Origin of the sequence: Erythrobacter sp. NE805 (assembly GCF_046452355.1) — a bacterium.
In the GTDB taxonomy this organism is placed as follows: Bacteria; Pseudomonadota; Alphaproteobacteria; order Sphingomonadales; family Sphingomonadaceae; genus Erythrobacter.
In genome coordinates, this window is record NZ_JBKFDI010000003.1 from 422877 (window position 1) to 449719 (window position 26843).

25 protein-coding genes and 1 tRNA gene are annotated in these 26843 nt (G+C 65.4%); 20 read left to right on the forward strand and 6 right to left on the reverse strand.

From position 1 onward, the window contains the following. Positions 1-6: 6 nt before the first annotated feature. From ACLBKU_RS13645 to purT, 3 genes are all read left to right on the forward strand, one after another. Positions 7-711, forward strand: coding sequence for a helix-turn-helix domain-containing protein (locus ACLBKU_RS13645; RefSeq protein WP_410180099.1), 705 nt, complete (start codon positions 7-9; stop codon positions 709-711). A 279-nt stretch (positions 712-990) separates the two neighbouring features. Beyond that, on the forward strand, positions 991-1899 hold the full coding sequence (locus ACLBKU_RS13650) for a GGDEF domain-containing protein (protein WP_410180100.1): 909 nt from the start codon (positions 991-993) through the stop codon (positions 1897-1899). 151 nt (positions 1900-2050) lie between these two features. Then, positions 2051-3223 (forward strand): formate-dependent phosphoribosylglycinamide formyltransferase, encoded by a 1173-nt coding sequence (purT, locus tag ACLBKU_RS13655; RefSeq protein ID WP_410180101.1) that lies wholly within the window; start codon positions 2051-2053, stop codon positions 3221-3223. 61 nt (positions 3224-3284) lie between these two features. On the opposite strand, the gene ACLBKU_RS13660 is transcribed toward purT, so the two are convergent. Continuing rightward, positions 3285-3614 (reverse strand): UrcA family protein, encoded by a 330-nt coding sequence (locus ACLBKU_RS13660; protein ID WP_410180102.1) that lies wholly within the window; start codon positions 3612-3614, stop codon positions 3285-3287. A 226-nt stretch (positions 3615-3840) separates the two neighbouring features. On the opposite strand from ACLBKU_RS13660, the gene ACLBKU_RS13665 reads away from it, so the two are divergent. The 4 genes from ACLBKU_RS13665 to ACLBKU_RS13680 are packed head-to-tail and all read left to right on the forward strand — an operon-like array spanning position 3841 to position 6933. Continuing rightward, positions 3841-4854, forward strand: coding sequence for an NAD(P)H-dependent flavin oxidoreductase (locus tag ACLBKU_RS13665; RefSeq protein ID WP_410180103.1), 1014 nt, complete (start codon positions 3841-3843; stop codon positions 4852-4854). 27 nt (positions 4855-4881) lie between these two features. Beyond that, on the forward strand, positions 4882-5610 hold the full coding sequence (locus ACLBKU_RS13670) for a superoxide dismutase (protein ID WP_410180104.1): 729 nt from the start codon (positions 4882-4884) through the stop codon (positions 5608-5610). After that, the gene (gene purU, locus ACLBKU_RS13675) at positions 5607-6485 is read left to right on the forward strand and encodes a formyltetrahydrofolate deformylase (RefSeq protein WP_410180105.1); all 879 of its coding nucleotides are present in this window, start codon (positions 5607-5609) and stop codon (positions 6483-6485) included. The genes ACLBKU_RS13670 and purU overlap by 4 nt, the downstream gene beginning before the upstream one ends. 49 nt (positions 6486-6534) lie before the next feature. Next, positions 6535-6933 carry a VOC family protein gene (locus ACLBKU_RS13680; protein WP_410180106.1) on the forward strand — a complete coding sequence of 133 codons (399 nt, stop codon included), beginning with the start codon at positions 6535-6537 and terminating at the stop codon, positions 6931-6933. A gap of 99 nt (positions 6934-7032) precedes the next feature. Here ACLBKU_RS13680 and ACLBKU_RS13685 read toward each other — a convergent pair whose 3' ends face one another. Both ACLBKU_RS13685 and ACLBKU_RS13690 read right to left on the reverse strand, forming a co-directional pair. Beyond that, positions 7033-8157, reverse strand: a complete 1125-nt coding sequence (locus ACLBKU_RS13685) for a WD40/YVTN/BNR-like repeat-containing protein (protein WP_410180107.1) — start codon at positions 8155-8157, stop codon at positions 7033-7035. Between the two features lie 18 nt (positions 8158-8175). After that, complete coding sequence (locus ACLBKU_RS13690; protein ID WP_410180108.1) at positions 8176-10359, reverse strand: PQQ-dependent dehydrogenase, methanol/ethanol family; 2184 nt, start codon at positions 10357-10359, stop codon at positions 8176-8178. Positions 10360-10503: 144 nt separating this feature from the next. On the opposite strand from ACLBKU_RS13690, the gene ACLBKU_RS13695 reads away from it, so the two are divergent. The 3 genes from ACLBKU_RS13695 to ACLBKU_RS13705 are packed head-to-tail and all read left to right on the forward strand — an operon-like array spanning position 10504 to position 12791. Next, positions 10504-11388, forward strand: coding sequence for a dienelactone hydrolase family protein (locus tag ACLBKU_RS13695; RefSeq protein WP_410180109.1), 885 nt, complete (start codon positions 10504-10506; stop codon positions 11386-11388). A 27-nt stretch (positions 11389-11415) separates the two neighbouring features. Then, positions 11416-11964, forward strand: a complete 549-nt coding sequence (locus ACLBKU_RS13700) for a pseudouridine synthase (RefSeq protein WP_410180110.1) — start codon at positions 11416-11418, stop codon at positions 11962-11964. Further along, complete coding sequence (locus ACLBKU_RS13705) at positions 11961-12791, forward strand: 23S rRNA (adenine(2030)-N(6))-methyltransferase RlmJ (RefSeq protein ID WP_410180111.1); 831 nt, start codon at positions 11961-11963, stop codon at positions 12789-12791. The genes ACLBKU_RS13700 and ACLBKU_RS13705 overlap by 4 nt, the downstream gene beginning before the upstream one ends. 69 nt (positions 12792-12860) lie before the next feature. On the opposite strand, the gene ACLBKU_RS13710 is transcribed toward ACLBKU_RS13705, so the two are convergent. Next, positions 12861-13733 carry an SDR family oxidoreductase gene (locus ACLBKU_RS13710; RefSeq protein ID WP_410180112.1) on the reverse strand — a complete coding sequence of 291 codons (873 nt, stop codon included), beginning with the start codon at positions 13731-13733 and terminating at the stop codon, positions 12861-12863. Positions 13734-13821: 88 nt separating this feature from the next. On the opposite strand from ACLBKU_RS13710, the gene ACLBKU_RS13715 reads away from it, so the two are divergent. Further along, positions 13822-14316 carry a MarR family winged helix-turn-helix transcriptional regulator gene (locus ACLBKU_RS13715; RefSeq protein ID WP_410180113.1) on the forward strand — a complete coding sequence of 165 codons (495 nt, stop codon included), beginning with the start codon at positions 13822-13824 and terminating at the stop codon, positions 14314-14316. 50 nt (positions 14317-14366) lie between these two features. Here ACLBKU_RS13715 and ACLBKU_RS13720 read toward each other — a convergent pair whose 3' ends face one another. Then, positions 14367-15329, reverse strand: a complete 963-nt coding sequence (locus tag ACLBKU_RS13720) for a complex I NDUFA9 subunit family protein (protein ID WP_410180114.1) — start codon at positions 15327-15329, stop codon at positions 14367-14369. 348 nt (positions 15330-15677) lie between these two features. Here ACLBKU_RS13720 and ACLBKU_RS13725 point away from each other — a divergent pair. Beyond that, a tRNA-Leu gene (locus ACLBKU_RS13725) sits at positions 15678-15764 on the forward strand. Positions 15765-15982: 218 nt separating this feature from the next. Beyond that, entirely contained in the window at positions 15983-17206 is a 1224-nt protein-coding gene (locus ACLBKU_RS13730) for a tyrosine-type recombinase/integrase (protein WP_410180115.1), read from the forward strand. Here the strand turns inward: ACLBKU_RS13730 and ACLBKU_RS13735 are convergent. Next, complete coding sequence (locus tag ACLBKU_RS13735) at positions 17181-17447, reverse strand: helix-turn-helix transcriptional regulator (RefSeq protein ID WP_410180116.1); 267 nt, start codon at positions 17445-17447, stop codon at positions 17181-17183. The two genes, ACLBKU_RS13730 and ACLBKU_RS13735, sit on opposite strands and share 26 nt — an antisense overlap. Before the next feature lie 435 nt (positions 17448-17882). Here ACLBKU_RS13735 and ACLBKU_RS13740 point away from each other — a divergent pair, with 435 nt between their 5' ends. The 7 genes from ACLBKU_RS13740 to ACLBKU_RS13770 all read left to right on the forward strand — a co-directional run bounded on the left by ACLBKU_RS13740 (position 17883) and on the right by ACLBKU_RS13770 (position 26837). After that, entirely contained in the window at positions 17883-18770 is an 888-nt protein-coding gene (locus tag ACLBKU_RS13740) for an ArdC family protein (RefSeq protein WP_410180117.1), read from the forward strand. A 212-nt stretch (positions 18771-18982) separates the two neighbouring features. Next, positions 18983-21784 (forward strand): class I SAM-dependent DNA methyltransferase, encoded by a 2802-nt coding sequence (locus ACLBKU_RS13745; protein ID WP_410180118.1) that lies wholly within the window; start codon positions 18983-18985, stop codon positions 21782-21784. Further along, positions 21781-22878: a hypothetical protein gene (locus ACLBKU_RS13750; RefSeq protein WP_410180119.1), complete on the forward strand. Its 1098-nt coding sequence runs from the start codon at positions 21781-21783 to the stop codon at positions 22876-22878. The genes ACLBKU_RS13745 and ACLBKU_RS13750 overlap by 4 nt, the downstream gene beginning before the upstream one ends. A gap of 87 nt (positions 22879-22965) precedes the next feature. Next, positions 22966-23274, forward strand: a complete 309-nt coding sequence (locus tag ACLBKU_RS13755) for a type II toxin-antitoxin system RelB/DinJ family antitoxin (protein WP_410180120.1) — start codon at positions 22966-22968, stop codon at positions 23272-23274. After that, positions 23271-23597, forward strand: coding sequence for a type II toxin-antitoxin system YafQ family toxin (locus ACLBKU_RS13760; RefSeq protein ID WP_410180121.1), 327 nt, complete (start codon positions 23271-23273; stop codon positions 23595-23597). The genes ACLBKU_RS13755 and ACLBKU_RS13760 overlap by 4 nt, the downstream gene beginning before the upstream one ends. Next, a complete protein-coding gene (locus ACLBKU_RS13765) occupies positions 23594-25651 on the forward strand; it encodes a DEAD/DEAH box helicase (RefSeq protein ID WP_410180122.1) in 2058 nt (685 codons plus the stop codon). Before ACLBKU_RS13760 ends, ACLBKU_RS13765 begins: the two co-directional genes overlap by 4 nt. Beyond that, entirely contained in the window at positions 25644-26837 is a 1194-nt protein-coding gene (locus ACLBKU_RS13770) for a GIY-YIG nuclease family protein (protein ID WP_410180123.1), read from the forward strand. Before ACLBKU_RS13765 ends, ACLBKU_RS13770 begins: the two co-directional genes overlap by 8 nt. The last annotated feature ends 6 nt before the right edge of the window (positions 26838-26843 follow it).

Genomic DNA, 26843 nt, shown 5'->3' on the forward strand with positions numbered 1-26843 from the left:
CTCCCCATGCCCATCAGGGCCCATCTCGATCCCCGGCCCGCTGCCGACGGTCAGCGCGCCGCCACCCGCCGCGCGCTGCGCCTCGAGACCAGCGGTTTCGTGGGCGGCGACAGTGACGGCGTGGCCGAAGCCAACGTCACGATCCACAACATCTCGGTCGCGGGCCTGCTGATCGAGACCGCGCTCGACCTTGCCGAGGGCGAACCGCTGGCGATCGACCTGCCCGAGGCGGGGCTGGTCGGCGCGGCGGTGGTGTGGCGCAGCGAGCGGCTCTACGGCTGCGCCTTCGACGCGCCGATCGGCCCCGCGGCGCTCGCCGCGGCGCAGCTCCAGGGGTTCGCCCCGGGCGTGCCCGAAGCGCCCTCCGCACCTCCCGCCGAGACCCCGGCCGCCGCCGCGCGCGCGCGCGTCGAGGCGCTCGGCACGCGCCTCAACCGCCTGCGCCGCGAGGCCGGGCTGACCCTCGCCGACGTCGCCGCGACGCTCGGGGTCAGCAAACCGACGGTCTGGGCGTGGGAGAAGGGCAAGGCGCGCCCGCTCCCCGAACGGCTCGCCGCGATCGCCGAGGCGCTCGGCGTCGCGCCCGAGGTGCTCGCCCCTTCGCCCGGCCCGGTGCGGGAGATCGACGCGGTGATCGCCGATTGCCGCCAGCGCATCGCCGAGGCCTGCGGCACCGATCCGCAGGCGGTGCGGATCATGATCGAGCTCTGAGAGCAAGCGGGTTCCCGCGCTTAGAAGCCCCTACCTAATGTGCGCAATACGTATTGGAGAGACTGTCGCTCCCGGGAAATATGGTAAACGGATCTTGAGGATTGATTCGTTTTTTAGTCGGTTATACAAGCATAACTAACAAGAAGCGGACGATCTTCAAGAAAAACAGGGATAAGACTTCAAACATGCCGCAAGTATTTAGGTTGCGTTCAATCGGGCGGGCAGCGGTGTGCGGGAAGTCGATCGAAGTGCCGGGGCATTTGCACTATGAAGATCGGGTTGAGTGACGTCGAAGGTCACGTGCTGCACGGACTCCTCGAGGAGACGGCGGGCGATATCGTCATCAGGCTCGACGCGCGCGGGTTCATCGTCCACGCCTCCGCCAACATCGCCGCGCTCGGCCTCGACCTGTCGGGCGCGCTGCTGCTGCCGCACATCACCGACCTCGCAGGCCCCGAGCACGCCCCCTCGCTCGGCGAGCACGTCGCCGCCGCGCTTGCGGGCGGGGAGCCGGGCGGGTGGGCGGAGTTCCCGGTAATCGCCTGCGCCGACCGCACCTTCTGCCGCGAGCTTCACTGCGAGCGCTGGTATGCCCTGAGCCTCAGGCCGATGCGCGACTCCCGCGGCGCGCCCGACGGGGCGCTGTGCCTGATGCGCTCGGTCCAGCAGCTGCGCAGCCTCGAGGGCGAGCTTCATGCCCGCACCGTCACCGACCCGCTCACCGGCCTCGCCAACCGCGCCGCCTTCTGCGCGAGCCTCAGGCGCTACCTCGCGCAGGGCGGCGGGCAGATGGTCGCGCTGTTCGCCATCGACGCGATGCGCGCGCTGCTGCTGCGCTACGGCCAGCGCACTGCCGACGAGGTGGTGTGGGGCTTTGCCAAGTACCTCGAGACGATGGCGCTCCCCGGCCACGAGGTCGCCCAGCTCGACGGCGAGCGCTTCGCGGTGGCGCTCCCCGAAATGACCTCGCGCGGCGCGCGCGAATGGGCCGAGGAGGTGGTCGCGACCTTCGCCGGCCTCGCCGCCCCCGCTTCCGCGAAAGCTCCGCAACTCACCGCCAGCGCGGGCCTCGCGCGGATCGAGTGCACCGTCGACTGGACGCTGCGCGAGGCGGAGCTCGGTCTGGTCCTCGCCCGCGCCGGGGGCGGCAGCCAGGTCGCGATTGCGGGGTACAGGCGCGCGGCATAGATCCCGGTCCCATCCGCGTCATCCCGGCGAAGGCCGGGACCCAGAGCGGCAAGCACGACGCTTCGAGGCGCTGGGCCCCGGCCTTCGCCGGGGTGACGGGGAAGGGGAGAAGCGCTGGACTCATCCGCCCGCCCCGCTAAACCCGCCCCCCATGGGCCACATTGCCACCATCCTGCTGCTCGGTTCGGGCGAGCTGGGCCGCGAATTCGTCATCTCCGCCAAGCGCCTCGGCGCGCGGGTGATCGCCTGCGATGCCTACGACGATGCCCCCGCGATGCAGCTCGCCGACGCGCGCGAGGTCTTCCCGATGCTCGACGGCGCGGCGCTCGGGGCGGCGGCGGAGAAGCACCGCCCGGACCTCATCGTCCCCGAGATCGAGGCGATCCGCACCGAGGCCCTCGCCGAACTGGAGCAGGCGGGCTTCGCCGTCGTGCCCTCGGCCCGCGCGGCGCAGCTCACCATGAACCGGGACGCAATCCGCGACCTTGCCGCGGGCGAGCTCGGCCTCGTCACCTCGCGCTACGGCTATGCGGAGAGCCTCGCCGAGGCGCAGGAGGTCGCGGCGCGCGTCGGTTACCCGCTGGTGATGAAGCCGGTGATGTCCTCCTCGGGCAAGGGCCAGAGCAAGGTCGACACGCCGGAGGCGCTCGAGGCCGCGTGGGACTACGCCGTCGCCAACATGCGCGGCGACCGCGCGCGGGTGATCTGCGAGGAGTTCATCGCCTTCGACTACGAGATCACCCTGCTGACCGTGCGCCATGCGGGCGGCATCTCGTTCTGCCCGCCGATCGGCCACCGCCAGGAGCGCGGCGACTACCGCGAGAGCTGGCAACCCGCCGCGATGAGCGCCGCCGCGCTCGCCCGCGCGCAGGACATGGCCGCCAAGGTGGTGACCGCCTTGCAGGGCGAGGGGCGCGGCTGGGGGCTCTACGGGGTCGAGTTCTTCGTGCGGGGGGAGGAGGTGATCTTCTCCGAGCTCTCCCCCCGCCCCCACGACACCGGCATGGTGACGCTGATCTCGCAGGATCTGACCGAGTTCGACCTCCACGCCCGCGCGATCCTCGGGCTGCCGGTGCCCGAGAGCATCGCCGCCCGCCCCGCCGCCTCGGCGGTGATCCTCGCCGACCGCGACAGCGCCGACTTCGCCTTCGCGGGGCTGGACGAGGCGCTCGCGATCGGGACCACCGACCTGCGGCTGTTCGGCAAGCCGACCACCCGGCCATATCGCCGCATGGGCGTCGCACTGGCGCGGGGCGAGGATGTCGCGGGCGCGCTCGCCGATGCCAAGGCGGCCGCGGCGAAGGTGCGCCTGATCTACCGCTGAAACGCGAAGGGCGGCCCTCCCCGCGAAGGGAGAGCCGCCCTCCGATGGTCAGGCGCGGCGATCAGAAGCCGGCGAACACCACGAGCTTGGTCGCGAGCGCGGCGACGCGGCGGGCGTTGGCGGCCTCGTAGGCGAGTTCGACCTGCGGGGTGGCCGAGGCGCGCGCCTCGACAAGGCAGGCGCGCCGCTGCGCCATGCGGGTGAGGTCGCGGGTGACCGCCGGACCGCACACGCGCCGCACCGCGCGCTCGATCCGCTCCTCGAGCGTGGCGCGCCCCGCGGCGCGGGTGAGGTCGAGGTCGCCCCAGGAGACGGCGACGCTGACCGGCTCGGCAGCGGCGGGAACGGCACAGGCAAGCGCCACGGCGGGCAGGACAAGACGCATGAGCATGATCGGGTTCCTTTGCGAATATGTTCGTCGAAACGGTGCCAGCGGCGGGGAGGAGAGGGTCCGGCTGACGCCGCGCCTTTGGCAGCGACGCGTTACAGCTTGCGGACGATTGGAAGAAAGTTGCGTTATGAAGCAATCATGAGTCTGTCACGCAAGCGTCCTGCAGCCGTCACGCCGGCGGCGCGGGCGCTTGCGGTGCGCCGCGCCAGCGCCTAATCCCGCGGCCATGGAAACCTTCCCCTTCACCGCCGCGCGCATGGAGCGCGGCACGCAATTCCTCGGCTGCGACACCGCGATCCTGTGCGGCGCGATGAGCTGGGTGTCCGAGCGCAATCTCGTCGCCGCGATCTCCAACGCGGGCGGGTTCGGCGTGATCGCCTGCGGGGCAATGACCCCCGAGCTGCTCGACACCGAGATCGCCGCGACCAAGGCACTCACGAGCCGACCCTTCGGCGTCAACCTCATCACCATGCACCCGGCGCTGTTCGACCTGATCGAAGTGTGCCGCAAGCATGGCGTCACCCACGTGGTGCTGGCAGGCGGCATCCCGCCCAAGGGCAGCGTCGAGGCGATCAAGGCCGATGACAGCGGCATCAAGGTGATCTGCTTCGCGCCGACGCTGGCGCTCGCCAGGAAGCTGCTGCGCTCGGGCGCGGACGCGCTGGTGATCGAGGGGATGGAAGCGGGCGGCCACATCGGCCCGGTCTCGACCTCGGTGCTCGCGCAGGAAATCCTGCCCGAGCTCGCGGCCGAACACCTCGTCTTCGTCGCCGGCGGGATCGGACGGGGCGAGGCGATCGCGTCCTATCTCGAGATGGGCGCGGCGGGGGTGCAACTCGGCACGCGCTTCGCCTGCGCCACCGAGAGCATCGCTCACCCCGATTTCAAGAAGGCCTTCTTCCGCGCCTCGGCCCGCGAGGCGGTGGCGAGCGTGCAGGTCGACCCGCGCCTTCCCGTCATCCCGGTGCGCGCCTTGAAGAACAAGGGCACCGAGGAATTCACCGCCAAGCAGCGCGAAGTCGCCGCGCTTCTGGACGAAGGCGGGATCGACATGGCCGAGGCCCAGCTCCAGATCGAGCACTTCTGGGCCGGTGCCCTCAGGCGCGCGGTGATCGAGGGCGATGTCGAGAACGGCTCGGTGATGGCCGGGCAATCGGTCGGCATGGTCACCAAGGAGGAACCCGCCGCCGCCATCATCGCCGAGCTGATGGCGCAATGCGAGGCGGCGCTGGCGCGGTAAGGGCGCGTATTCATGAGGAGAATGGCGATGGTCGAACTCACCCGGCGCGGGACAATGGGCGGGCTGGTCACCGGCGCGGCGGGGCTCGCGCTCGCAGGCCAGGCGGCGAGCGCGCAGGGCCCCGCTGCCGCGGCCGCGAAGGTCCCCGCCTATGCCGCCAACCATCAGCCGAGGCCCCTTCCCTTCGACCCCAAGGCGCTGCGCGGCCTGTCCGAGAAGCTGATCGTCTCGCACTGGCAGAACAACTACGGCGGCTCGGTGCGCGCGCTCAACACCATCGAGACGCGGCTCGGCGAGGCGCTCGCCGATCCCGATTTCCCCGCGCTCGTCCACGGCGGATTGAAGCGCGAGGAGCTGAACCGCACCGGCTCGGTGATCCTCCACGAGCTCTATTTCGGCGCGCTCGGCGGCGACGGGGTCGCGGCGGGCACGATCCGCGAGGCGCTTGTTGTCGCGTTTGGCAGCTTCGCCGCGTGGGAGCGCGACTTCCGCCGCACCGCGATGGCGCTCGCCGGCGGCTCGGGGTGGTGCGTCCTCGCCTACAACGCGCACACCGGCACGCTTCACAACCACTGGGGCGCAGACCACATGCACGCCGCCGCCGCCGCCGCGCCGCTGATCGCGCTCGATATGTATGAGCATTCCTACCACATCGACTACGGCGCCAACGCGGGGGCCTATGTCGATGCCTTCATGTCCAACCTCGACTGGTCGGTGATCGAGGCCCGCTACCGCGGGGCGCTGGCGGTGACATGACGCTGGACAGCACGGGGCCCCTCGTCCTCACCCTCGCCTGCCCCGACCGGCCCGGCATCACCGCGCGGGTCACCGGCTTCCTGTTCGAGCGCGGGTGCAACATCACCGATGCGCAGCAGTTCAACGACCGTGCGGAGGCGGGCGGAACCGACCGCTTCTTCATGCGCGTGGTGTTCGACCCCGACGGCTCGACGCCCGAGACCTTGCGCGCCGATTTTGCCGCGCTGGCGGCAGAGTTCGGCATGACGTGGAAGATGGCGCGCGAGGGGCGTCCGCGGCGCACCATCATCATGGTCAGCAAGTTCGATCACTGCCTCGTCGACCTCCTTTATCGCTGGCGGACGGGCGAGCTGGCGATCGAGCCGGTGGCGATCGTCTCCAATCACCCGCGCGACGCGGCGATCCGGGTCGACATCGGGAGCGTGCCCTTCCACCACATCCCCGTCACCCCGGACACCAAGCCCGAGGCCGAGGCGCGACTGAAGGCGCTCGCGGCGCAGACCGATGCCGAGCTGATCGTGCTCGCGCGCTACATGCAGGTCTTCTCGGACGACCTCTCGGGCCATTTCGCGGGACGGGCGATCAACATCCACCACTCCTTCCTCCCCGGCTTCAAGGGCGCGCGGCCCTATCATCAGGCCCACGCGCGCGGGGTGAAGATCATCGGCGCGACCGCGCATTTCGTGACCGCCGACTTGGACGAGGGGCCGATCATCCACCAGGACGTCGAGCGGATCACCCACGCCGATTCCCCGGAGGATCTCGTGCGCAAGGGCCGCGACATCGAGCGCCGCGTCCTCGCCGAGGCGGTGCGGCTGTTCGCCGAGGAGCGGGTGCTGCCCAACGGGAACCGGACCGTGGTGTTCCGGGGGTGATCGCTTTTCGCAGTAGCCGGATCGCTCGAGCGGGCGCATCCTCGCGCGCATGATCGTCCAGCGCCTCGACCATGTGAACATCATCACCGACCGCCTCGCCGAGACCGCGCGGTTCTATGCCGAGCTGCTCGACCTGGAGGAGCGCGACGGGCCGCCACCCCTGTCCCCGCATCAGGTGCGCTGGATGTATGACCACGCCGGCAACGCGATCCTGCACCTCAATTCGGTCGACTGCCCCCGCGCCTTCGACCGCGATGTCGCACCGGGGGCCGAAACCGGCGCGATCCACCATGTCGCGCTCCGCTGCGGCGAGTTCCAGACGGTGAAGGCCCGGCTCGACGCGCGCGGCGCCGATTACCGGGTCAACGACCTCTCGAGCGTCGGCCTCAGGCAGATCTTCACCGCCGATCCGAACAACGTGCTGCTGGAGCTGAACTTCTTCGCTTGATTCCCCCCTCCCCTCGGGGAGGGGTTGGGGGTGGGGGCTCTGCCACATGTCTGTCGGGAACACCCATCCCCAACCCCTTCCCTCTAGGGAAGGGGCTTTTCAGCGCTTCGCAGGCCCCGGCAGATCGATCGCCTGCACCTCGGTGCCGATCGCGTAGAGGCGCACACCCTTCTCCGTCGGCACGGCCTGAAACTTGTTGGCGGCGCGGGCGATCGGCGCGCGTTCCCACGTCTTGCCGCCATCCTTCGTGGCAAAGCCCCCGGCGGCAGTGCCGACAAAGCCGACGTCCTTGCTGACGAAGCCGATGCCGAACTGGCGCGCGGTCGCGTCCTGCGCCATTTCGATCTCGCGCCATGTCTGCCCGCGATCATCGCTGCGGATCACCAGCTGGGTGGCGCGCGCCGGATCATAGGACTGGACGGTCGCGTAGCCGGTCTCGCTCCCTTCCGGAAAACTCGCCTTCCAGATCAGCTCGAGCTTGCGGCCCGAGCGGTAGACTTCCTTCCACGTCTTGCCGCCATCCTCGGTGCGCAGCACGAGGCCCTCGGCCTGCGCCGGGTCCGCGTGGGTGGCGGCGAAGACGAGGCCGGTCATCTCGTCGAAGAACTTCACGTCGAGGATCATGCCGGCGTGCGGCGCCATGTCGATCACCGACCATGTGTCGCCCCCGTCTACCGAGCGCAGGATGCCCGTCGGCCCGCCCACGCGCCCGGCGGCGTGGATCACGGTGCGCGGCACCAGCGTGCCCTGATAGATGCGCTTCACGTGGAGGATGTCGATCGCGCAGACGCCCTTGATCGTCGCTGCCCCGGTGTCGACCGCCTCCCAGGTCTTGCCCCCGTCACGGGTGCGGTAGAGCGGCGTGGTGTCGGTGACGCCGGGGTAGTAGTCGGTGCCGATATTGCCGATGAAGCCGTTCTGCCGGTCGATGAAGCCGACCGCGCGCACGAAGGTGCCGGGGCGGCTGGCGACCTTGGCCCAGGTCGCGCCGCCGTCTGTCGTGGCGAAGAGATCGCCCGCGCCGGTGCCGTACCAGCCGTGGTCCGGATCGACGAAGCTGACCGAATCGCGCTTGCCGCGATAGGCCTCGGTCGTGAAGGTGCGCCAGCCATCGGTCGCTGCCGGAGCAGCCGCCGGAGCAGATGGCGGGGTGCCCTGCGCCGCCAAAGGTGCAGCGAGCGCGAGCGTGAGTGCGGCGACACCGCCGGTGAACCGAAATGTCATGGTGCGACCCCCTTCGTCTTATCGGCGCGCGACCTTCCTTTCGGCCGCCTCCAGCGCCTTGTCCTCGTTCGCGCGCTTGATGACATAGGCGCGGATCGCCTCGATCTCCTCTTTCGACAAAGAGCCTTTGAAACTCGCCATACCGTTGTCCTTGAGCACGCCGTCATAGACCACCGCGCTGAAGGTCTGGGCGCTTTCGAGCGCGCCCGAGCGCCTGAGGTCCGGGAGCACGGTCGAGCCGACGGCACCCGGCGCGTGGCACACCGCGCAGTAGCGGCCGTATTTCGCCTGCCCCAGCGCGATCACTTGCGGCGCGGCGGTGCTCGGCGGCGGGTCGAGCGGGAGCTCGGCGAGCGCGGGCGGCGGGGGCAGCTTGGCGGTCCCGCCGAGCTTGAAGACCAGCAGGCGCGAGACGTTGCGCACCGGGGCCTTGCGCTTGATGAGGTCCCCGTCGACCGAGAGCGCATAGGCCCCGCCCCAGCCGGCGAGCACCGCGACATATTGCTCGCCGCCCACGGTGTAAGTGATCGGCGGGGCGACCACCCCGGTCTGGGCGGCGAAGCTCCACAGCTTCTTGCCGCTCCCGGCGTCATAGGCGTTGAACTCGCTCCCCGCGGTGCCCTGGAAGACGAGCCCGCCGCCGGTCGCGAGCAGCCCGCCGTTCCACGGCCCCGGATGCTCGACCGTCCAGCGCGGCTTCTGCGCCACCGGGTCCCACGCCACGAGCATCCCCCTCAGCGTGCCCGCGGCCCGCTTGCGGAAACCCCCGTCGGGCGGCAGCTCGCCCGCGAGGCTGAAGCCCACGTTGAAGCCGCGCGCGCGGTCGGGCTTCCAGTTGGCCTCGGGCGCATACATCATCCCCGCCTCGAAGGCCGGGATGTAGACGAGCTTCTCCTTCGGGCTGAAGGCCATCGGGTGCCAGTTGTGTCCGCCCAAGGCGCCGGGGAGCACCATCGCCGGCTGCCCGGTCTGGTCGACGCGCGCCGCCGGGTTCTCGATCGGGCGCCCGGTCTTGGGATCGACGCCGGTCGCCCAGTTGATGCTGATATAGGGCTTGGCAGAGATGAACTTCCCCGTCTCGCGGTCGATCACGTAGAAGAAGCCGTTCTTGGGCGCCTGCATCAGCACCTTCCGGGGCTTCCCGTCGATCTCCATGTCGGCGAGCATGATGTGCTGGGTGGCGGTGAAGTCCCAGGTCTCCCCCGGCGTGGTCTGGTAGTGCCAGACATATTCGCCGGTCTCGGGCCGGATCGCGACGATGCTCGACAGGTAAAGGTTGTCGCCCGAGCCCTTCCCGTCCTTGCCGGGCGAGCGGTAGGCGCGGTTCCAGGGCGAGCCGTTGCCGACCCCGATGTATAGGAGGTCGAGGTCCGGGTCGTAGGCCATCGAATCCCACACCGTCCCCCCGCCGCCGATCGCGTCGTTGTCGCGAAGGACGTCCATGTTCCAGGTCTGGGCGGCCTTCTGGAGGTAGGCGGGAGAGTCGGCGTTCTCGTCGCCCTCGGGAACGGTATAGAATTTCCAGAGCTGCTTGCCGTCGTTCGCATCATAGGCCGCGACGAAGCCGCGCACCCCGAACTCGGCGCCGCCATTGCCGATGATGACCTTGCCGTCGATCACGCGCGGCGCGCCGGTGATGGTGTAGCTCTTGTCGGCCTCGACCGTCCGGGTGGTCCACAAGGGCTGGCCCGAGTTGCGGTCGAGCGCGATCAGTCGGCCGTCCAATGTGCCGAGGAACAGCTTGTCGCCCCACGCCGCGAGCCCGCGGTTGACGACGTCGCAGCACGCCTTGACCGCAGTCTCGCCGGGGACCTTCGGGTCGTATTCCCACAGCTTCGCGCCGCTCGCCGCGTCGAAGGCCTTCACCTTGCTCCACGCGGTGGTGAGGTAGAGCCGACCGTCGATCACCAGCGGCGTCGCCTCCTGCCCGCGCCCGGTGTCCATGTCGGCGAACCAGGCGAGGCCCAACTGCCCGACATTCTCGCGGTTGACGCTCTCCAGCGGGGAGAAGCGCTGTTCGGAATAGGTGCGGCCGTGGCTGATCCAGTTGGCGGTGTCGCCGTCCGCGCCGACCAGCATCGCGGTGGTGATACCGCCCTCGCCCGAGCCTCCTGCGCCGCCGCCGAAGATCTGGCTGCAATTGGCGAGCGCCCCCGCCGACAGCAACAGCGCCGCACCCGCGGCCCACCGCTTGAACGTCATGATCCCACTCTCTCCCCGGGCCCCTCGGGCCGTCTTCCTTTTGCCTCATGTTGCCGCGCCGCGCGCGGCTTGTCCATTGCCGCTTGAAGGTCGTGCGGCGAGACGCCAGAACCGAGGCTCCAGCGGGACAAGGAGGACCATGAGATGTGCGACGAGAGCAAGCTCGAGGCCTGGGCGCGCGAGGCGATCAGCCGCCGCCAGTTCGGCGCCCTGACCGGCGCGGCGGCGCTCGCCGCCTGCACCGCGGGGACGAGCGAGAGCCGCGCCGAGACCAAGCCCGGCATCCCCGGCCTGAAGGAGCAGGGGGTGAACTTCGAGACCGCGGACGGCCGGCTCGACGGCTTTTTCGTCCAGCCCGCAAAGGGTAGCCACGCGGGCGTGATCCTGTGGCCCGACATCGCCGGGATCCGCGAGGCGAAGCGCAACATCGCCCGCACGCTCGCCTCCAACGGCTATGCGGTGCTGGTCGTGAACCCCTATTACCGCGACGTCACCGGCGAGCAGTTCGCCGACTTCGCGGCCTTCATCGCGGACGGCGGCTTCCAGAAGGTCGGTCCCTGGCGCGCGAAGCTCACCCCCGAGGCGATCATGCGCGATGCCAAGACCATCGCCGAGTGGCTCGACCGGCAGGAGGGCGTCAGCCAGGCGCACGGCATCGGCACGCAGGGCTATTGCATGGGCGGGCCCTTCACCGTGTGGAGCGCTGCGGCGACCCCGCGGATCAAGGCCGCGGCGAGCTTCCACGGCGGCGGCCTCGTGCGCCCCGGCAACCCGATGAGCCCCGCGGCGCTGCTCGGAAAGACCGAGGCGCGCTACCTCATCGCCATTGCCCGCGACGACGATGCCAAGGCCCCGGGCGACAAGGACGCCCTGCGCGAGGCGGCGAAGGCGGCAAACCGGCCGGCCAAGATCGACGTCTATGCGGGCGACCACGGCTGGATGGTCCCGGACAGCCCCGCCTACAACCCCGCCGCCGCCGCTGAGGGCGAGGCCGACCTGCTGGCGCTCTACAAGGCGGCGCTCGCCTGAGGCGCGCCTGTGCGATAGGGAGCCGGCATGGCCCGGCTCATCCTGTTCAACAAGCCCTTCGGCGTGCTCTCGCAATTCACCGACCGCGGCGCGCCGACGACGCGCGCGACCCTCTCGGACTTCATTGCCGTCCCCGGCGTCTACCCCGCCGGGCGGCTCGACCGCGACAGTGAGGGGCTGCTGCTGCTGACCGACGACGGGCGGCTCCAGGCGCGCATCGCCGAGCCGCGCTTCAAGCTCCCCAAGACCTACCTCGTGCAGGTCGAGGGCGATCCGCAGGACGCGGCGCTCGCGGCGCTGCGCCGGGGCGTGCGGCTCAAGGACGGACCGACCCTCCCCGCGGAGGCCGAGCGCATCCCCGCCCCCGACCTGTGGCCGCGCGACCCGCCGATCCGGGTGCGCAAGGCGATCCCCGACGCGTGGCTCCGCATCACCATCCGCGAGGGCCGCAACCGGCAGGTGCGGCGCATGACCGCGGCGGTCGGCCTCCCCACCTTGCGGCTGGTGCGCTGGGCGGTCGGCGAGTGGACGCTCGAGGGCCTCGCCCCCGGCACCTTCCGCGAGATCGCTGTATGAACTACCGCCACGCCTTCCACGCCGGCAACCACGCCGACGTCGTCAAGCACGCCCTGCTGATCGCCCTCGTCCGCGCCCTGCAAATGAAGCCCGGCCCCCTCACCCTGATCGACACCCACGCGGGCTGCGGGCTCTACGACCTCGGCGGCGACGAGGCGCAGCGCACCGGCGAGGCGGCGGGCGGCGTGCTGCGCGCCTTCGCCGACACCGACCCCCTTCTCGAGGACTACCGCGCCGCCGTGCGCGCCGTGAACGAGGCAGATGAGCCCCGTCTCTACCCCGGCAGCCCCCGCATCCTCGCCGGGCTCCTGCGCGAGCAGGACGCGCTGATCCTCAACGAGAAGCACCCCGAGGACGCCCGCGCCCTGCGGCAGGCGATGCGCGGCACCGCCGCCGCCGTCCACGAGCGCGATGCCTACGAGCTGTGGCTGGCGATGCTCCCCACCCGCACCCCGCGCGGCCTCGTGGTAGTCGATCCGCCCTACGAGCAGACCGACGAGCGCGCCCGCATCACCGCGACCCTCGCCGCCGCGCACCGCAAGTGGGCGCACGGGGTGACGGCGATCTGGTTCCCCCTCAAGGACCGAGCCGAGCACGCGCGCTGGAAGGACAAACTGCGCCAGACCGGCATCCCCAAGCTCCTCGCCATCGAGCACTGGCTCCACGACACCGACCTGCCGACCGGCCTCAACGGCTCGGGCCTGTTCGTCGTCGCCCCGCCCTATGCCTTCACCCAAGCCCTGCCGCCGCTCCTCGAAGCCCTGCGCACCGCACTCGCGCCCGAGGGGCACCGGGGAAAGACCGGGGCGGAGTGGCTGAACGCCTAGTCGACGGCCGCCCCGGCTCTGACTTCCGCGTGCATCCCGCCTGCGCGGGACGGGACAGCCAGCCGCCGCCTAGGCAGGCGCCGCCGTCGCCTGCCGTGCCGACTTGTCGGTCTGACGGGCCGCGCGGTGCAGCGCGGCCTCGATCATCCCCCGCCACACCCGGTCGGGAAGCAGCCGGTAGAGAAGGAGGTAGGGCCCCGGCTTCGCGGCGTAGCGCAGGCGGCTCGACCGGTCGTTGGCCGCGGCATAGACGACCTTCGCCACCTCGGCCGGCTCGGGCATGTTCTCGAGCAGATCGACAGCCATCCTGCGCGTCGCCGCGATCGCGTCGGCATAGGCCGGGTGATGCGTCCATGCTGCGGAGCGCGCGCTGAAATCGGTGCGGATCCCTCCCGGTTCGATCAGCTTCAGCCGCACACCGAAGGGCTGGAGCTCGAACCTGGCGGATTCGATCAACCCTTCGACCGCGTGCTTGGAAGAGATGTAGAAAGGCGCCGCAGGCATGCCGATCCGCCCGCCGATCGACGAGGTGACGAGGATCGTTCCGCCCCCGCGCTCGCGCATGTGCGGGGCAACCGCCTGGATCGTGCGCGCAACGCCGAAGACATTGACATCGTACTGGCGCAGCATCTGCGCTTCGCTCGCACCCTCGAGGGGACCGTTGAGGCCATAGCCTGCGTTGGCGAACATCACGTCGATCGCACCGAAGCGCGCGATGGCGGCCGCCACCCCGTTCTCGAGCGAAGCGAGGTCGGTCACATCGACCCGCAGGACGAGCACGCGGGAATCCGCCATCCAGGACGGCGCATCGTCGGGGTCGCGCATCGTGGCGACGACCTGCCAACCCTTGTCGAGGAAGTGTCGCGCCGTGGCGAGGCCGATGCCGGACGAGGAACCGGTGATGACAATCGTCTTTGCACTGTTGAAACGGGGGGAAACCATGGGATGCTCCTTCTCATTCCCCGGTCGGGAGGCGAAAAGGTAAATGGGGTTGTCGATTCGGTCAACCAGGTTGTCCAAAGGAGGGGAAATGGAGCAGCGCGATGTGCCGGGCAGCCCGGATCTGAACGATGCCCTCGGGCTTGCTCAGGCAGGCCTGACCGAAAGGGTTGCCGAAGCCATGCGCAGTGTCGCCCGCGCCTATGTTGAGACGATCGTGGCGGCGCTGGCCGCGCGCGGCTTCGAGGCGCTCACTGCGGCGACGGTGACCTTGCTCGCCAAGCTGCCCGATCGGGGGATTACCGCCGCCGACCTCGCCCGGGCCACCGGCCGGACCAAGCAGGCTGCGGGCAAACTGATCGCGGAACTCGAGCAGAACGGCTACGTCGTCCGCGCGCCCGATCCCGACGACCGGCGAGGCTTCCTGATCCGCGCGAGCGAGCGGGGCCGCGAGGCTCTCGCGATCGGCGCCGAGGTCAAGGACCAGCTTGCCGACCGGGCCGCCGGGGTGCTCGGTGCGAAGTCGCTGGAGCGCCTCCACCGGGACCTCGCCGCGCTCGAAGCCGCCTTCCGCGACGCGCTGTGAAGGGCTGACGGTTTGTTTTCCTGGCGAGCCTCGCGACCGCGCCAGCGCCCCTACGCCCGCCGCACCTTGGCGCGCTCGTTCGCCGCGCCGAAGCGGCCGTGCTTGCGGTAGCGCAGCATCCACTTGTCGAGGAACAGGCCGAGGGGCCTCGCCTCGATGCCGAGGTCAGCGAGGCCGAGCGCGCCCGGGGCGACCGTGCTGCCGGGCTTCAGCAGCGTCCACTGGTCGCGGCTCATCGGCGTGCCGGGAAGCGCGGCGAAGGTCGCGGAAAGGCCGTCGGGCACGGCAATGAAGCGGCGCTTCCTCCCTTGCGCGGCGGCGATCTTCTCGTGGATCTGCATCATGGTGAGCTGCTCGGGGCCGCCGAGTTCGTAGGTCTTCCCGCCATGCGTCTCGGGGTGCTCGAGCGCGACCGCCACGGCTTCCGCGACGTCGTCGGCATAGACCAGCTGGAGCTTCGCTTGCGCGCCGAACACCGGGAGGACGGGGAGGAGTTCGATCATCCCGGCAAAGAGGTTGATGAAGTTGTCGTCCTTGCCGAACACGATCGAGGGGCGCAGGATCGTCGCCCTGGGGAACGCGGCGAGCACCCGCTCTTCGCCCAAGGCCTTGCCGCGCGCATAGGCGGTGGGCGAGGCGGCGTCGGCGCCGATCGCGCTGACGTGGACGAGGCTCGCGATGGAGCGCTCGGCCGCAAGGCGGGCGATGGTGCCCGGGGCCTCGCCCATCAGCCTGCCGAGATCGCCGGTGAAGGCGCCGACGAGGTTGACCACGTGCTCCGCGCCCTCGAGCGCGGCGGCGACGTGGGCCTCCTCGGTGATGTCGCAGGGCATCAGCTGGAGCTGCCCGAGGTTGGCGAGGGGCTTGAGTCCCTGCGCCTTGCCCGGCGCGCGGCTGGCGAGGCGCAGGCGCGCGCCGCGGGTGAGGAGCGCCTGCGCGACGTAGTTGCCGATATAGCCGGTGCCGCCGAAGATCGTGACCAGCCGGCCGGCGAGGGGGGAATGGTGGGGCATGGGGTTCTCGTGCTTTGCGTGGGCGAGGCCTTGGGGTGCTCGGCCGAGCCTTTGCGACAAGCGCGCGCGGCAGGCAAGGGGGAGGTGGCCGGGCCGGGGAGGGTCGATGGGCTTGGCGGGGGCCGGGCGGCGCTCGCCCCGCCCCAAGTGCCCGCCAGAGCGCCGCAGACCCCGGCTAGACCCCTGCCAGACCCCCTCTAAACCCCTCCAGCCCCCGGCTCGCGGCGATGTTTCACGTGAAACATCGCATCCGCCGCGGCTGCGAACTTTGCATTGACAGCCCCCCGCCCCCAAGGCTAATCGCCCGCCCCTACCCAGCCTCCGGCGACGATGACCGGAAGCATCCGTGCCCAGATGGCGGAATTGGTAGACGCACCGTCTTCAGGTGGCGGCGCTCGCAAGGGCGTGGAGGTTCGAGTCCTCTTCTGGGCACCAATTTTCAATCCCAAACCATCCCAGATCGGTCGACAAAATGGCGGAAATCTGCCATTTTTGACCCTCACCGATCCCGGATTGTGCCAGCCGATTTCAGGCAATCCGGGGCCATGAAGTGCCACGTCAGGGTCGATATGGCCCCGCCAAAAATTGCAGTGGCCCCATGACCCCGTTGCCCCTCGCTGGTCCCGTCCGGGACCTGCTGAGGAGAATCGAAAATGGCGCTCACAGATCTGAAAATTCGCAGCCTCCGTCCGTCGGAGAAGATTACCCGGCACACCGATGATCGCGGCCTGTACGTTGAAGTGCATCCGAGCGGCTCGAAGCTGTGGCGCTACAAGTATCGCTACGCTGGCAAGCAGAAGCGGCTCGCGCTCGGCCGCTATCCCGACGTCGGGCTTGCAGAAGCCCGCACGCGGCGTGACGAGGCTCGCAAAAAGGTCGAAGCTGGCATTGATCCATTGCTGGAGCGCAAGCGCGAGAAGCTCGTCGCACGCTTCAGTGCTGCGAATACCTTCGGCGACATTGCCAGGGAGTACATCGACAAGCGCGTGTCCGAGGGCCAATCGGAGGCGACCACCCAGAAGGCCAATTGGCTGCTCGACCAGCTCAAGCCGCTCTGGACCTTCCCGGTCACCGACATCAAGCCGGTCGACCTGTTGGCTGCGCTTAAGCGCGTCGAGGCGCAGGGCAAGTTTGAGACGGCGCGGCGCTGTCGGTCCTTTGCTGGCCGTGTCTTCCGCTTTGCCGTTGCGACCGGACGCGGCGAGAGCGACCCGAGCGCGATCCTGCGTGGTGCGCTGGTCGTGCCGAAGACGAAGCATCACGCCGCGATCCTTGACCCCAAGCAGCTGGGCGAATTGCTGCGCGCAATGGACAGCTATAGCGGGCACAAGATTTCGCGGCTCGCTATGCAGGTCTCGCCCCACGTCATGACGCGTCCCGGAGAGCTTCGCATGGCGGTCTGGTCCGAATTCGACCTCGACAACGCAGTTTGGAAGATCCCCGCCGAACGAATGAAGATGCGCCGTCCGCACGAGGTTCCGTTGTCGCGGCAGGTCCTCGCCTACCTTCGGGAGCTCTACGAGCTCACCGGGCCCGATGGCTACGTCTTCCCCGCGTTTCACACCTGGCGACGCCCGCTGAGCGAAAACACGATCAATCAGTGTTTCCGGCGGATGGGCTACGCCGTCGGGGAAGTCACGGCGCATGGATTGAGAACCACCGCTTCGACCCTGCTCAACGAAAGCGGCAAGTGGTCGCCCGATGCGATCGAGCGCTCGCTCGCCCATGCCGATACGAACGCAATTCGTGGCACTTACAATCGCGGGCGCTACTGGGATGAGCGCGTTGCGATGCACCAGTGGTGGAGCGACTATCTCGACGAACTGCGGGCGGACGTCTCCGATGAACCCGTCAGGAAAGTGAGGGCGCGCGCCTAGCGTGCGCCTTTCCCGTTTTTTGTGTCTGCGCGACTTGGTCTGTTGTCTCCTCGCGATAGCCGACAGGGTCTGCGATCCAGCGATTGATAGCGGACTCGCGCCAGCCTGCGCCGTGCACACTGATCCTCACCTGGCTTGGGAATGTGCCCTCAGCTATCTTGCGATAGACCGTCGAACGCGAGAGCCCCGTCCGGTCGAGAACGGTCCTGAGGCGGATGATCCTGTCGTTTGCGTTTGACATGGGACTGACCTCCATCGGTTGGTCTGAAATGGCACCCCGTGACCGAAGCCAACGACAACGCCGGGGATCAGGCAATCACAAAATGCTCCCTCGATAGAGCAGCGTAGAAACGGCGGAAATCGGCGAGCCGGAGCAGGCGCAGCCTCGCCAAAGGGAGAAGCGGGATTCGGTTTTCACGCTACAGTTGGACTTGATTGATGCGGTCGCGTCTATGGAAACGGCGATCGACGCGGCGGCATTGGCATCCTTCGCCCTGCTGTTGGAATGAACTGCTCCCTGAGTGACAGGCCGTGCTGGGCGGGATCAACAGCCTGCCCGCTCCATTCGGGCTACTCCCTCCCGTGTTGGCTGTTCCGCGCTTCGCGCTGACCCGCCCGGCCATCCGGCCCGTCCCTTCATCCGCGTTCCCAACGATTGGACGAAGGATTTACCACCATGGCCAGCTCCGCAACCGCCAGCATCTACGACACCATCACCAACCAGATCATCGCCGCGCTGGAGCGCGGCACCGGCGACTACACCCTCCCCTGGCATCGCAGCAGCGCCCCGCTCACCCGGCCCATCAATGCGGTCACCCGCAAGGCCTATTGCGGCGTTAATGTCCTTGCGCTCTGGGCCAGCGCTGAGGCGCAGGACTTCGGGCATGGTCTCTGGGCAACCTACGGCCAGTGGCAGTCATTGGGTGCTCAGGTCCGCAAGGGCGAGAAAGCCTCGACGATCGTGTTCTACAAGGTGCTGGACAAGCCCGAGGGCAGCGAAGACGAGGCGCGCGAGAGCGCAGGCCGGATCTTCGCGCAGGGCTCGCATGTGTTCAACATCGCGCAAGTCGAGGGCTATGCCTTGCCCGAGGTGCCCGAAGCCGAGGCCTTCAATCCCATCCCTGATGTCGAGACCTTCATTGCCGCGACCGGGGCCGCCATCCGCAAACAGGGTGAAATCGCCCACTACACCCCGTCCATCGACATGATCACCATGCCCGACCGGGAGCGGTTCTTCACCACCGACACCGCCAGCGCCGCGCAGAACTGGTATGCCATCCTGCTCCACGAGCTGGTCCACTGGACCGGTGCCGACCACCGCCTCGCGCGCACGTTCGGCAAGCGCTTCGGCGACGATGCCTACGCCATGGAAGAGCTGGTAGCCGAGCTTGGTTCAGCCTTCCTTTGCGGTGACCTCGGGTTGTCCGTGACCCCGCGTCCGGACCATGCCTGCTACCTTGCCAGCTGGCTCAAGGTGCTCAAGGGCGACAACCGGGCGATCTTCACCGCCGCTAGCGGGGCGGCGAAGGCGGCGGAGTGGTTGCGGGAGAAATCTTTGCAGTGACGCCGACAGATTCCAACGGCGACGAAGAAACCCACCTGTGACCCGCTCCGCTAGGACCATTCTTCGGCCAGTTTGGTCAGCCAGCGTCACAAAGTACGAACTTCAAGCGCGAGGCCTCGCCAGCAGCTACTGGGGCAAGGCAGCTCGTGTCACGAAGAGCATGTGTCCACCCGACCTTGTGATTCGATCGGCTTGCGGCCAAATGTCGATGGATGAATGCAATTGAAATCGAAAAGGCAATTTCTGACCTAGCTGCCCAGCCGTTTGACCGGGCGGAGTTTCCCTTCGCGTTTCTGGAGGCGTTCGGACGCAAGGCGAACACGCTGAAGCAATTGCGTGCCGGAACGACCAACGCATCGGACCTTCCCGGCGGTGTTCTTCAGCGGAACAACATTCATATCGCCACATGCGACCTAGGCACCGTCGACGAAACGTTGAAGGCCCTGCGCGAAAGCCCCAAAACGAGTGCTGCGAAGGCAAAGTTCATCCTCGCTACGGACGGCGAGGAAATCCAAGCAGAAGACCTCGTACATGGCGAGTCTATAGCCTGCCATTACACTGAGCTGCCTGATCGATTTGGTGCATTCCTGCCGCTCGCGGGTATCACCACGGTTAAGCAGATCAGGGAAAACAGCTTTGATATCCGTGCAACGCGGAAACTGAATGACCTATATGTTGAGCTGCTAGAGGAGAACCCCGACTGGGCCACGGCGGAGCGCCGGCCTGACATGAACCATTTCATGGCGCGGCTTATTTTTTGCTTTTTTGCAGAAGATACTGACATCTTCAACGGCGAAGGCCTTTTCACCTCCACCGTCGAGCGTTTCAGCGAGCGGGATGGCTCAAATACTCACGAGATCATTTCCAACATTTTCCGCGCTATGGACACTCCTACGCGGCACGACGGGAAGTTGGACGATCGGCACCGCAAAGCGGCAAACATTCCGCCACACGCCGATGCCTTTCCCTATGTGAACGGCGCCTTGTTTTCCGGGAACATCGAGGTCCCTCGATTCAACCAGCGAGCTCGCATCCTTTTGGCGCATATTGGTGGTTTGAACTGGAAACAGATCAATCCCGATATCTTCGGTAGCATGATCCAGGCCGTTGCCGATGACGAGGAGCGCGGCGCGCTGGGTATGCACTACACCAGCGTGCCGAACATCCTGAAGGTGCTCAATCCGCTGTTCCTCGACGACCTCCGTCAGCAGTTGGAGGAAGCGGGCGACAATGCCCGCAAGCTGCTCAACCTGCGCAATCGCATTTCAAAGATCCGGGTTTTCGACCCGGCCTGCGGATCGGGGAATTTCCTGGTCATCGCCTACAAGCAAATGCGCGAAATCGAGGCCGAGATAAACAAACGGCGCGGCGAGAGCGAGCGGGACAGCGACATACCGCTCACCAATTTTCGTGGCATCGAGTTACGCGATTTTCCCGCGGAGATTGCCCGTCTCGCGCTGATCATCGCAGAGTTCCAGTGCGACGTGCTGTATCGTGGCCAAAAGGAGGCGCTTGCCGACTTCCTGCCTCTCGACAGCCAGAACTGGATCACCTGCGGCAACGCACTGAGACTGGATTGGTTGAGTATCTGCCCGCCGACTGGAACGGGGGTAAAACACTATGCGGACGACCTCTTCCACTCACCACTTGAACAAGCCCAAATTGACTTCGAGAATGAGGGGGGTGAGACCTATATATGTGGCAACCCCCCATATCTCGGGAACAAACTGCAATCGAAAGAGCAAAAGGAAGATTTGGAGAACATCTTTGCAGGTAGGTTAGAAGGTTGGCGGTCCCTGGATTACGTTGCGGGTTGGTTATTCAAAGCTACGCAATTTGCAAAGGCCACGACTGCCGTTTCTGCATTCGTGACGACGAATTCGATCTGCCAAGGGCAGCAGGTTCCAATTCTCTGGCCAAGCATCTTCGCTTCGGGCGCTCAAATTCCCTTCGCTCATACCTCTTTCAAGTGGAGCAATCTTGCCAGCCATAACGCAGGCGTAATTGTGGTCATCGTTGGCCTTTCATCAGACCGCAGTAAGAGGCGCAGACTTTTCTACGTTGACGAGAGTGGGCAGACCCATGAACGAGTGTGCGATAACATTAATCCTTACTTGGTTGCAGCCCCAACCCTAGTGATCGAAGGATGTCGACATTCCTTGTTACCCGGTGCTCCGATGATGTTTGGAAACATGCCCAGGGATGGCGGAAATTTGCTCCTCGACCTCTCGGAAAAGCGCCGCCTTGAAGGCCAAGATGATATCTTCTCTAGCTTTACTCGGCGCTTTGTCGGCTCCGAGGACTTCATCCAGGGAAAGGTACGCTATTGCCTTTGGATCGATGACGAATCCTCAACGTTTGCAGCACAATCCAGAGAGATAAGTCGTCGGCTTGCAGCCGTTCAAGATATGCGGGAAGCCAGCAAAGCATCATCCACTCGCGACTTCGCGCGGCGATCGTACAGATTCGTTCAGATTCAGGGGGAAGCCCAGCGTTCAGCGATTATTGTTCCACGCCATAGCTCCGAAAGAAGGGAGTACCTCCCGGTTGGGCTACTTGGAGCGGACTCAATCATCGCCGATAGTGCCTTTGCAATATACGACGCTCCGATTTGGGCTTTATCAATTATCGCATCGAGAATGCATCTGGTTTGGATTTCTGCTGTTTGCGGAAAGCTAAAGACTGACTACCGATATTCCAACACATTGGGGTGGAATACCTTCCCTCTTCCGAAGCTCACCGAAAAGCAGAAAGCAGACCTGAGTGAGACGGCGAACGAGATACTCCTTGCTCGCGAACGCTATTACCCAGCGACCGTCGGGGAAATGTATGATCCTGAGAAGATGGACCAACTTTTTCCCGCACTGCGACAAGCTCATGATCGAAACGATGACGTGTTTGAACGGGCATTTATCGGTCGGCGATTTAAAAACGATACAGAACGTCTGGAACTGATGTTTAATCGTTATCGACCAATGAGCTCAGATCCGAAGGATAAAGAGGAAGCAGCATGACCATTCTGTCCATCGGCCAACCGACCCACGCCACTACAAAACAAGCCATAACTCAGATTGCGGGAAGCGACCAATTCGAGGCAATGGATGTCGCAGCCGCCTATATCACGTCGAGTGGTTTGTTTGATTTGCGAGAGGCGTTGAATGAGCCATTTAATCTTTCTGACGAAGCTCGTCAGAAGCGGTGGCTCACCTCATTCGACTACCTCAGGACTGAGCCGGTGGCCTTGGAATCGCTGCTTGCGCTCCCGAATTCCTCCGTTCGAATTCACGTCCCTGAAGTAGTTCTTGCAAACAAGGGCATGCCAAAGACCCCATTTCACCCGAAGGCCTTTTTATTCAGGAGGGGAGAAGATGTCGAGTTCTGCCTCGCTGGGTCAGGAAACCTGTCTCGGTCAGGATTGTCGAAGGGAGTCGAGGCAGGCTTAGCCGTTGGGGTTGATCGTTCAGATGCCGCCACAAGCCCTCAAGCGATCGCGGCAGTGAACGCTAGCCGGGAGTGGTTTGAGCATTTTTGGAACGCTTCCTCGCAATTGAATGGAGCTCTTCTCTCGCGCTACACAAATCTCTACGAGGCCGCAGAAAATCTCCGAAATCCACCTGCAACTGAAGATGATACGGCCAATAGTGATCCCTCAAGAGAGGCAATTTCTGCGGAAGATCTGAAAAAATTGCGCGCTTGCCGAAACTTCTGGATAGACGCTGGAAACGTCACAAAAAATCGCGGGAAGTTTCTGCCTGGCAATCAGGTGATGATGAAACGAATGAGTCGGGTATTCTTTGGTTTCGAGGCCAGAAATCTTCCGAAGGACAGTCCGGTTGGAGTAGTTGAGTTGTCCTATGACGGTGGCGCTTTTGGCGATTACTCGCTAACTTTCAGCAACAACGGTATGGACAAATTAACGCTGCCTGTTCCGGGGAATGGCGGTCCAGCATCGTATGATAACAAGATTTTGCATTTCAGGGCGGTGGCTCCCCGCCGTTTTGAATTGCGCGTTCTCCCAAAGGGACAGATCGGTCAGCTCCGCAATAGAAGCAAATCCGTAGAGGGTGCCTTCAAATTGAAGGGCGGTCGCGAATGGGGTGTTTCCTAACCCGTGCATTGTCGCAAATCCGCGACCGGTTCAAATTGACACTTCAGCGAACCGTGCGTATATCTCATTTGAGATACAGGAGATGTCATGAGCGCCCATAGCTCGATGATCCACGTCAGGATGGACAATGACCTGAAAGAGCGCGCCACCGAGGCGCTGGCGGCCATGGGACTGTCGACCGCCGATGCCGTGCGACTTCTTTTTCATCGCATCGTCACCGACCAGGCTTTCCCACTGGAATTGAAGGTTCCCAATGCGGAAACCCGCGCGGCAATGGAGGAGGTCGAGCAGCTCAAATCAAAGGGTCGGGCGCGTTTTGACAGCGCCGAAGACATGTTCGCTTCGCTCGATGCAGAGAGCGACAGCCTGCGCAACAGCGAAAAACCGGCCAGTTGAAAAAGACTGCCGCGAGCAAGCGCGCGGCTCTCCCGCGCCAGATCGAGTACACGAAAACGTTCCTCAAGGACTGGGAGCGCCTTTCGCGTTCTGGTCGATACGACATGAACCGACTGAAGGAAGTGATGGTGCTTCTGGTCGCGAACGATGCCCCTCTCGGTCCGGAATGGATCGACCATCCGCTCAAAGGCGAGTGGCAAGGGTACAGCGAATGTCACATCGGCGGCGATTTCCTGCTGATCTACACTGTCGATGAGGCCATAGGTAAGGCCGGTACGATCTACTTCACGCGGGCAGGAACACACAGCGAGCTTTTCAGATGAGCGCTAACGACAAGATCATACCCGCCGTCTCCTTCACGACAGCCTGCACCGGAGCCTCGGCCAAGCCAGACGAACTCGGAATGCGCCCGATGCAGGCGCAGGCCTATGAGAAGCGCGGCGAGCAGTATCTGCTGATCAAGTCGCCGCCCGCCTCTGGAAAGTCGCGCGCGCTCATGTTCATCGCGCTCGACAAACTGGCAAACCAGGGCGTTCACCAAGCTATCATCTGCGTCCCCGAACGATCGATCGGCGCGAGTTTCGGCAGCGAACCGCTGAGCAGGTTCGGATTCTTCACCGACTGGCACGTCGCCCCGCAATGGAACCTGTGCAACGCGCCTGGTGCCGATGACCCGAAGGTCGCAAAGTCAAAGGTCAAGGCCGTAGGTGAGTTTCTTGCCAGCGGGGATAAGGTGCTGGTCTGCACCCATGCGACGTTCCGCTTCGCGTTCGACGAGCTCGGGCCCGAAGCATTCGACGGCCGGCTGGTTGCGATCGACGAGTTCCACCACGTGTCCGCCGATGCCGGAAACCGTCTGGGCGCCCAACTCGCGCAGCTGATCAGCCGCGACAAGGCGCATGTTGTCGCGATGACCGGCAGCTACTTCCGGGGGGATGCTATTCCAGTGCTCGCCCCTGAGGACGAGGCCAAGTTCGAGACGGTCACCTACACGTATTATCAGCAACTCAATGGCTACGAGCACCTCAAGACGCTCGACATCGGCTACAGCTTTTACACCGGGCCATATACCGAGAAGATCTCGGCGCTCCTCGATCCGACGGTGAAGACCATCGTCCACATTCCATCGGTCAATTCGCGCGAAAGCCTGAAGGACAAGCATCGCGAAGCCGAGGACATCATGAACCACCTCGGCGACTGGCAAGGGGTCGATCCCGAGACAGGGTTCCACCTCATCAGGACCGCGGCCGGCAACGTGATCAAGGTCGCCGACCTGGTCGACGACGACCCCACAAAGAGGGACCGGGTCGTAGCGGCGCTCAAGTCTCCCGAAGCCCGCGAGGATCGCGACTTCGTCGACATCATCATTGCGCTTGGTATGGCGAAGGAAGGCTTCGACTGGATCTGGTGCGAACATGCGCTGACGGTGGGCTATCGCTCAAGCCTGACCGAGATCATCCAGATCATCGGGCGAGCAACCAGAGACGCACCAGGCAAAGCACGTGCGCGGTTTACGAACCTGATTGCCGAGCCGGCAGCAGATAGCCCCCTCGTGGTCGATGCGATCAATGATTACCTCAAGGCGATCGCAGCGAGCCTGTTGATGGAGCAGGTACTCGCCCCGCGTTTCGACTTCACGCCCAAGGATGCCGGCCCGAAGCCGGGCTTCGACTACGGTCCAGAGGGTTACAAGGAGGGCGAGGTCAATTGCGGGATCAACGAGCACGGCCAGATGCACTTCGAGATCAAGGGCCTCAAACTGCCTACAAGCGCTGAGGCGACGCGCATTTGCCGCGAGGATCTCAACGAAATCATTGCGAGCTTTGTGCAGGACAAAACAGTCGTCGAGCGCGGTGTGTTCGATCCGGATGTGGTCCCTGAAGAGCTGACCCAGCTCAGGATGGGCAAGATCATCCGCGACAAATACCCGGAGCTAAGCGACGACGATCAGGAAGCCATTCGCCAGCAAGCAGTGGCCGCGATGCGGCTGACGCAGCAGGTGAAGGGTGCCATCTCCAGCGATGGAGAGCTACGAGCAAATACCGCATTTGTTGATGGCGTACGCAAATTTGCCCTCAGCGTTACTGACCTCGACATCGACCTCATCGACCGGGTCAATCCCTTCACCGAGACCCTCGCAGTCCTCGCCAAATCCATGGATGCCAAGCTGCTGCTACAGGTCCAGGCAGTTATCAACGCGAAGAAGGACAAGCTGACGTACGAGGACGCGCGCAGGCTTGCCGAACGCGCGCTCGAGTTCAAGCGGGAGCGCGGACGCCTGCCATCCCTGACATCACAGGATGCGTGGGAGCGCAAGATGGCCGAGGGCATCGCTTTTCTCCAGCGCCACGCAATCAAAGAGGCCAGCAATGGCTGAGTTGACGGACCTCGAACTCCTCGCCGAACTCGGCGTCGACGTTCCTCGCGACCAAGCACGGACCCTCACGCTGCTGCAGGAAAGGATTATCGCGGGGTTCGAGGAAATCGAGCGCTTCGTGAAGGAGCATGGCCGACTTCCAAGACACGGCGAGGATCGGGACATCTTCGAACGGCTCTATGCTGTACGCCTCGAAAGGTTACGAGCGCTTCCCGAGGCGCGCGAACTCCTTGTCGGCATTGATGTCGAAGGTATTCTGGACGGGACTGAGCCCGTCGCGAAGCCGGCAGACGAACTCGATGACACCGAACTTCTCGCGGAACTGGGGATTGAGCCCGGCTCCGAAGACGATATCACCACGCTGCGACATGTGAGCCGGCGCGCCGAGAAAAGAGCTGCCGAAGAAATCGCCAATCGCGAGAAATGCGCAGACTTCTCTTCGTTCAAGCCGCTGTTCGAGGCTGTGCAGGCCGACCTCAGCGCCGGTACCAGAACGGTCAGGCCGCTCGGCAATTCCGAGGTGACTCTGGCCGAAATCCAGCCCGGCAATTTCTTCATCGTCGGCGGGCAAGTTGCCTACATCGCCGCCTCTACCGAGGCGTTTACGACGCAGTATGAACGGGCCGATCGCCGCGTGCGTGTGATCTATGACAACGGTACCGAGGCCACAGTGCTTTCTCGGTCCTTCCAGAAGTCGCTTTATCGTGACGAGTCTGCCCGGCGTGTCAGCGAGCAGAGCGCGGGCCCACTTTTCGGCCATTTCGCTGAACCAGACGACCTCGCCAGTGGCACAATCTACGTGCTGCGCAGCAAGTCGTCCCATCCCTACGTGGCGGAGCATCGCACCCTGATCCACAAGATCGGTGTCACGGGCCAACCCGTTGGAGACAGGATCGCCAACGCAAGGAACGATCCCACATTCCTTTTTGCGGAAGTGGAGATCGTCGACGAGTACCAGCTCTACAACATCAACCGAACCCGACTTGAGCGATTGATCCACCGCTCCCTCGCCCCCGCCCGTCTCGATCTTTCCGCTGGCGACAGGTTCGGAAAGACCGTTCAGCCTCGCGAGTGGTTTCTGGTGCCGCTACCAGCCATTCGTGAGCTGGTTGAACGCATCAGCGACGGCTCGATCACCGAGGTTCTGTACAATCCGCAAACCGCCCGATTTGAAACGGCTGGCTAGCGGAAT